The sequence below is a fragment of the Streptomyces sp. 8L genome, assembly GCF_020176795.1.
In the GTDB taxonomy this organism is placed as follows: Bacteria; Actinomycetota; Actinomycetes; order Streptomycetales; family Streptomycetaceae; genus Streptomyces.
Map to the genome: position 1 here is coordinate 1 of NZ_JAIUKE010000566.1, position 6,294 is coordinate 6,294.

6 protein-coding genes are annotated in these 6,294 nt (G+C 73.9%); 4 read left to right on the forward strand and 2 right to left on the reverse strand.

Features of this window, described 5'->3' with window-relative positions:
- On the forward strand, positions 1-596 hold a 596-nt coding region (locus LCE31_RS34425; protein ID WP_225021547.1), incomplete at its 5' end, for a hypothetical protein.
- A 10-nt stretch (positions 597-606) separates the two neighbouring features.
- Here the strand turns inward: LCE31_RS34425 and LCE31_RS34430 are convergent.
- A complete protein-coding gene (locus tag LCE31_RS34430; protein ID WP_225021549.1) occupies positions 607-1,050 on the reverse strand; it encodes a MarR family winged helix-turn-helix transcriptional regulator in 444 nt (147 codons plus the stop codon).
- 107 nt (positions 1,051-1,157) lie between these two features.
- Here LCE31_RS34430 and LCE31_RS34435 point away from each other — a divergent pair, with 107 nt between their 5' ends.
- The 3 genes from LCE31_RS34435 to LCE31_RS34445 all read left to right on the forward strand — a co-directional run bounded on the left by LCE31_RS34435 (position 1,158) and on the right by LCE31_RS34445 (position 3,604).
- A complete protein-coding gene (locus LCE31_RS34435) occupies positions 1,158-2,177 on the forward strand; it encodes an NADP-dependent oxidoreductase (RefSeq protein WP_225021552.1) in 1,020 nt (339 codons plus the stop codon).
- Between the two features lie 79 nt (positions 2,178-2,256).
- Complete coding sequence (locus LCE31_RS34440) at positions 2,257-2,685, forward strand: organic hydroperoxide resistance protein (RefSeq protein ID WP_225021554.1); 429 nt, start codon at positions 2,257-2,259, stop codon at positions 2,683-2,685.
- Between the two features lie 52 nt (positions 2,686-2,737).
- Entirely contained in the window at positions 2,738-3,604 is an 867-nt protein-coding gene (locus LCE31_RS34445; protein ID WP_225021556.1) for an EI24 domain-containing protein, read from the forward strand.
- A gap of 177 nt (positions 3,605-3,781) precedes the next feature.
- Here the strand turns inward: LCE31_RS34445 and LCE31_RS34450 are convergent, their stop codons facing one another.
- Positions 3,782-6,265, reverse strand: coding sequence for a glycoside hydrolase family 3 protein (locus tag LCE31_RS34450; RefSeq protein ID WP_225021559.1), 2,484 nt, complete (start codon positions 6,263-6,265; stop codon positions 3,782-3,784).
- Positions 6,266-6,294 lie beyond the last annotated feature (29 nt).

A 6,294-nucleotide genomic window follows, 5' to 3' on the forward strand; every position in this document is an offset into this window, starting at 1 on the left:
CGCCCGGCACCCGCGCGCCGGAGCACGCCCACCGGCGGGCCGGCCGCAGGCCCAGGTCCACCCCGCGCAGGGCGCGCAGCAAGCGCGGGCGCCGGGCCCTGATCGGTGTGCTCGGCGTGGTGCTCGCCGCGGGCGCCCTCAGTCTCGCGCAGCTGGCGCTGGACCCGGCAGGCACGGGGGCGGGCGGCACCGTCACGGACAACAGCACCGGCCTCGACTACGACGGCGACCCGGGGGCCTCGGGCAAGCCGGCCCTGCCGGGCGCCGCGGTGGACGGCAGCGGGGGCGGCAGGCCCGGGCAGACGGCGACGGGCGGCACACCGGGCGCGTCCCCCTCCGTGTCGGGCGACGCGGCGAGCCCGGACCCGGGCGGCAGCCGCGGAGCGGGCCCCTCCGGCGCGTCCCCGTCGAGCGGGGCCACGGGCGGCGCCGGCGGTACGAGCCCCACCGGCGGTACGGGCGGTGCGGGCCCGACGGCCTCAAGCCCGACGGGACCGGGCGCACCGCCGGCGAGCACGCCCGCCACGCCGCCTGGCGGGCCGGGTCCCGAGCCGAGCAAGAGCCACTGCACCCCCGTCCTGCTGTGGTGCATGTGACGCCAGGCGCTCAGACGAGGTCGCCCTCGTCGTCGCCCACCATCCGCCTCAGCAGGTCCCGCAGGGTGCGGCGCTCGTCCTCCGACAGTTCGGCCAGCGGTTCGCGCGCGAAGTCGAGCGAGTCCCGCAGCCGGGCCGCCGTCGTCCGCCCCGCCGAGGTGGCGGCGGCCACCTTCACGCGCCGGTCGGCCGGGTCCGGCCTGCGCTCGGCCAGGCCGCGCGCCTCCAGCCGGTCGATGATGCCGGTCACGTTGGAGGGCTCGCACTTCAGCTTCTGCGCGATCCTGCGCATGGGCATGGGCCCCAGGGACAGGAGTCCGAGGACGCGGGCCTGCGCGCCGGTGAGCGAGTGCTCCGCGGCGGCCCGGTCGTACTCCTCGTGGTAGCGGGCCACGACGGAGCCGATGAGCTGGACGACTTCGAGGGTGAGCGGATCGGTTCTGGGACGGGCCATGGACACCAGGGTATCCCGTTGCTTGACAAAGTGAAATATTCAGATGCAAGGTTGTTTCAGGTACTGAAGCTTTCAATGTCCCAACGCCTCAAGGAGGTACCCGGACCATGACCGCACTTCCCACTTCCGGCCGCGCCTGGTATCTGGTCGCCCGCCCCGACGGCTGGCCCGTGCCGGACGACGTCGCCCTGCGCGAGGTTCCGGTCGGCGAACCGGGGGAGGGCCGCATCCTGGTCCGGAACCTGTACTTCTCGGTCGACCCGTACATGCGCGGGCGGATGAGCGACGCCAAGTCCTACGTGGCGCCCTACGAGCTCGGCAAGCCGATGGACGGCGGCGCGATCGGCGAGGTCATCGCCTCCCGCGCGGACGGATTCGCCGTCGGCGACCACGTCCTGCACGGCCTCGGCTGGCGCGAGTACGCGGAGTTCCCCGCGGACCGCGCGGTCAAGGTGGACGCCGGCCGCGCGCCGCTGACCGCGTACCTCGGAGTCCTCGGCAGCACGGGCCTGACGGCCTACGTGGGCCTCTTCGAGACCGCCTCCTTCAAGGAAGGGGACGCGGTCTTCGTCTCCGGCGCGGCCGGCGCGGTCGGCGGCGTCGTCGGACAGCTGGCGAAGATCAAGGGCGCCTCGCGGGTGATCGGTTCCGCCGGTTCCGACGAGAAGGTCCGGCTCCTGCTCGACGAGTACGGGTTCGACGCGGCCTTCAACTACAAGAACGGCCCGGTCAAGGAGCAGCTCAAGGCCGCGGCGCCGGACGGCGTCGACGTGTACTTCGACAACGTCGGCGGCGACCATCTCGAAGCGGCCATCGGCCGCATGAACACCTTCGGCCGGATCACGCTCTGCGGGATGATCTCGCAGTACAACTCCACCGAGCCCCCCTCGGGGCCCCGCAACATCGGCCAGGTCCTGACCAAGCGGCTGCGCATGGAGGGCATGATCGTGACGGACCACCTGGACCTGAGGCCGCGCTTCGTCGAGGACGCCGCGGGCTGGCTCGCCGAGGGCCGTCTCCAGCACAGGGAGACGACGGTGCAGGGAATCGAGAACGGCTTCGACGCGTTCCTCGGTGTGTTGAGCGGTGCGAACACCGGCAAGATGATCGTCTCCCTCGACCACTGAGGCGCGGTCTAACCTGGTTCCAGGCCGCCGCGATCGTGGGCGCGAGTCGTGGCGTACAAGGAGAACGGACAGAGTTCGAATGGCTATTGAGCAGATTCAGCCGCTGTACACGGCCGTCGCGACGGCGGAGAACGGCCGGGACGGCCGGGTCGCCTCCGACGACGGCAAGCTCGACGTCGTGGTCAACCCCCCGAAGGACATGGGTGGCAGCGGCGAGGGCACCAACCCCGAGCAGCTGTTCGCGGCCGGCTACAGCGCGTGCTTCCAGAGCGCGATGGGCGTGGTGGCGCGTCAGCGGAAGCTGGACATCACGGGTTCGACGGTGACCGCGAAGGTCTCCATCGGCAAGCTGGCGAGCGGCGGTTTCGGCCTCGCCGTGGAACTGACCGCGTCCGTACCGGCGCTGGACGAGGCCGCGACGAAGGACCTGCTGGAGAAGGCGCACGAGGTGTGCCCGTACTCCAACGCGACGCGCGGCAACATCGAGGTGACGCTGTCGGCCGCCTGACCGTCCCGGCGGTGTGAAGCCGGCCGGAGCCCGTCCCGTTAGGGTGGCCCGCATGGGCGATCTCGGGGCGGGCTTCGGCTTTCTGGTGAAGGGCCAGCGGTGGGTCGGCGGCCACGGCAGGTGGTTCGGCTTCGGCCTGCTGCCCGGCGTGGTGACGCTGCTGGTGTACGCGGGCGCACTGATCGCGCTCGTCCACGGCGCGGGCGACGCGGTGTCCTGGGCGACCCCCTTCGCGGACCACTGGGCCTCGCCCTGGCAGGGGCTGCTCAGGGACGGGTTGACGGTCCTGCTGTTCGCGCTCGGCCTGTTCCTCGCGGTCGTCACGTTCACGGCCGTCACCCTCCTGATCGGCCAGCCGTTCTACGAGGCGCTGTCGGAGGCGGTCGAGCGCGCCGAGTCCGGCGACGGCACGGTCCCCGAGTCGGGGCTGCCGTGGTGGCGCGAGGTCCTGGTCTCGGTCAGGAACAGCCTCTACGTCCTGGTGCGGGTCGTGGCCTGGGGCGTGGTGCTGTTCGTCCTCGGGTTCGTGCCCGTGCTCGGCCAGAGCGTGGTCCCCGCCATCGGCTTCTGCGTGTCCGGTTTCTTCCTGACCCAGGAGCTCACGGCGGTGGCCATGGAGCGCCGCGGTGTGGGCGCGCGCGAGCAGTTGGCCTGGCTCAAGCGCCGCAGGCTGATGGCGCTGGGCTTCGGCGTACCGCTGACGCTGGCGTTCCTCGTACCGGTGGTGGCGATCTTCCTGATGCCGGGGGCGGTCGCCGGCGCGACGCTGATGGCCCGCGCACGGGAGCGGGAGTCCGAGGCGGCCGGCGCGGGCGCCCCGGCACCGGACGCCCCCGGCCCCGGCACTCCGGGTCCGCGACAGGCACCCGCCGCGCCCGGCACAGCGCCGGCCGCGGGCCGGCCGGCTCCCGGCGAGTAGCCGCCCGGCGCGGGTCGCGTGCCCCCGCCGCCGTACCGGCCCCCGGCAGGCGTACGGGGCCCCAGACAGGCCTACGCCCCCGGCAGGCGTACGGGGCCCTCGACAGGCCTACGGCCCCCGGCAGGCGTACGGGGCCCGGGCGGTGTCAGGTTCCGCCTCGGGGCCGTACGACCGGGGTCAGCGCTCCACGGTCAGCGGTGCGCTCAGGCGGACATCCGTCAGGGAATGCGCCGCCTGGATCTCATACCTGCCCTCGATCAGCGACCAGGAATCCGCTCCCTCGTCCCAGATCTCGAAGACGCGCCGCCGCAGCGGGACGGTCACCTCGACGCTCTCGCCGGGCGCGGCCTCGGCCGTGGCGAAGCCCGCGAGCCAGCGGGCGGGGCGCTCCTGCGCGGACGGGGCTCCGGCGCCCTCGGGGGCGGCGTACAGCTGGACGACCTCGCGGCCCGGCCGCGTGCCCGTGTTGCACAGCCGCACGCGGACCTCCGTGGCCGTCGCGTCGAGGGCCTCGTAGCTCCACTCGGTGTAGCCGAGGCCGTGGCCGAACGCGTACGCCGGTACCGCGCCCGCCTTCTCCCAGGCCCGGTAGCCGATGAACACGCCCTCGTCGTAGTGGACTTCGCCGTCCTTCGGGGTGGTGTCCGACACCGGTGCGTCGGCCAGCGCGGCCGGCCAGGTGGTCGGCAGCCGGCCGCCCGGCTCCTCGGCGCCGAGCAGTACGTCGGCGAGCGCCGCGCCGCCCTGCTCGCCGGGGAACCAGCTCAGCAGTACCGCCGCGACGTCCTCGCGCCACGGCAGCTCCACCGGGGAACCGCTGTTGACGACGACCACCGTGCAGGGGTTGGCCGCCGCGACCGCGCGGACCAGGTCGTCCTGGCGGCCCGGCAGCCGCAGGTCCTTGCGGTCGAAGCCCTCGGACTCGACACGCTCGGTCGTACCGACCACCACGACCGCCGTGTCGGCCGCCGCGGCGGCGCGCGCGGCCTCGGCGATCAGCTCGTCCGGGTCGTGCTGCGGCCCGAGGTGCAGGAGCGAGAACCCGATCGCCTTCATGGGCGCGTCGGTGATCTTGTAGACCGTGTCGCGCAGCGAGATCTGCACCGTCTGCCCGGCGTCGAGCCGCACCCGGCCGCGCTCGGTCTGCGCGCCGAAGAACGCCTCGAACGGGTCGGTCGAGTCGCCCCGGTCCTGGTAGCCGTCGAACAGCACGGCACCGTCGACGGCGAGGTGGAAGCCGCCGAGGCCACGGGTGCCGAAGGCGTACTCGCCCGCGTCGCGTGCCGTGAACGTGCCGCTGACCTCGACGCTGTGCAGCTCCTCGTACGTCACGCCCTCGGGCAGGTCGCTGCCGACCCACTGCACCCGGCCGTTCGGCAGCTTGAGCGTCGCGAGCACCCGGCCGTCCGCGGCGCGCGCGGTGGCCCACAGGTCGAAACCGTCCCCGGCCAGGGCCAGTTCGGTGTTGGGATCGGCGCCGAGCGCGTAGGTCAGGGAGCCCCCGGGCAGCGCCGCCGTCAGCCCGTCGAGCGGCGAGACCACCTGCGCGGGGAAGACCGTCGCGGAACCGCCGCCGAGGATGCGGGCGTCCCGCGCCGACGCGCCGATCAGCGCGATCCTCGGGGTGCGGGCCGGATCGACGGGGAGCGCGGGACGGCCGTCGCGGGTCTCGTTGCGCACCAGCACGAAGGAGCGGCGCGCGATCTCCCGGGCCAGCGCCCCGCTGTCCACCGCGGCGGGCGGCTCGGTGACGACGGCGGGCGCGTCCGGCAGGAGGCCGACGCGCGCGGCCAGCCGCAGCACGTTGCGCACGGCCGCGTCGACCGCGGACTCCTCGACCTCGCCCGCCCGTACCGCGGCGGCCAGCTTCGCGCCGTACACGGTCTCGGGGCCGGGCATCGCGAGGTCGAGCCCGCCGAGGATGTCGCCGACGGTGGAGCGGGCGGCGAGCCAGTCGGAGACGATGACGCCGTCGAAGCCCCACTCCTCGCGCAGCACCTCCAGCTGGAGGTGGCGGTGCTCGGTCATCGAGGAGCCGTTGACGCTGTTGTAGGCGGCCATGACGCCCCAGGGGCGGGCGCCCGCGACGATGGCCTCGAACGGCGCGAGGTACAGCTCGCGCAGTGTGCGCGCCGCGACGACGTTGTTGACCGTGAAGCGGTCCGTCTCCGCGTCGTTGGCCACGAAGTGCTTGACCGTCGTGCCGACGCCGCCGTCCTGCACGCCCTGTACGTATCCGGTGCCGATCTCGCCGGTCAGGTACGGGTCCTCGCTGTACGACTCGAAGTGCCGCCCGCCCAGCGGAGAGCGGTGCAGGTTCACCGTCGGCGCGAGCAGCACGTGCACGCCCTTGCGGCGGGCCTCCTGCGCCAGCAGCCGCCCGGCGCGGCGCGCGAGCTCCGGGTCCCAGCTCGCGGCGAGCGCGGTGGGCGAGGGCAGCGCGACGGACGGGTCGTCGGAGGTCCAGCGCACGCCGCGGACGCCCACCGGCCCGTCGGACATGACCAGCGACGGCAGTCCGATCTCGGGCAGCGCGGGCAGCGACCACTGGTCCTGCCCGGCGAGCAGCCGGGTCTTCGCGTCCAGGTCGAGCTTGCCGAGGGCCGCCTCGACGGCCTCGTTCCGCGCGTGGTCGGCGGGGGTGGCGGGTGCGCCGGTCAAGGTCGTACCTCCAGGTACCGGATGGGGTG

What these genes read in the sequence shown, in the direction of transcription:
- LCE31_RS34430 (WP_225021549.1), bottom strand. Translation starts at nt 1,050, where the DNA reads ATGGCCCGTCCCAGAACCGATCCGCTCACCCTCGAAGTCGTCCAGCTC.
- LCE31_RS34435 (WP_225021552.1), top strand. Translation starts at nt 1,158, where the DNA reads ATGACCGCACTTCCCACTTCCGGCCGCGCCTGGTATCTGGTCGCCCGC.
- LCE31_RS34440 (WP_225021554.1), top strand. Translation starts at nt 2,257, where the DNA reads ATGGCTATTGAGCAGATTCAGCCGCTGTACACGGCCGTCGCGACGGCG.
- LCE31_RS34445 (WP_225021556.1), top strand. Translation starts at nt 2,738, where the DNA reads ATGGGCGATCTCGGGGCGGGCTTCGGCTTTCTGGTGAAGGGCCAGCGG.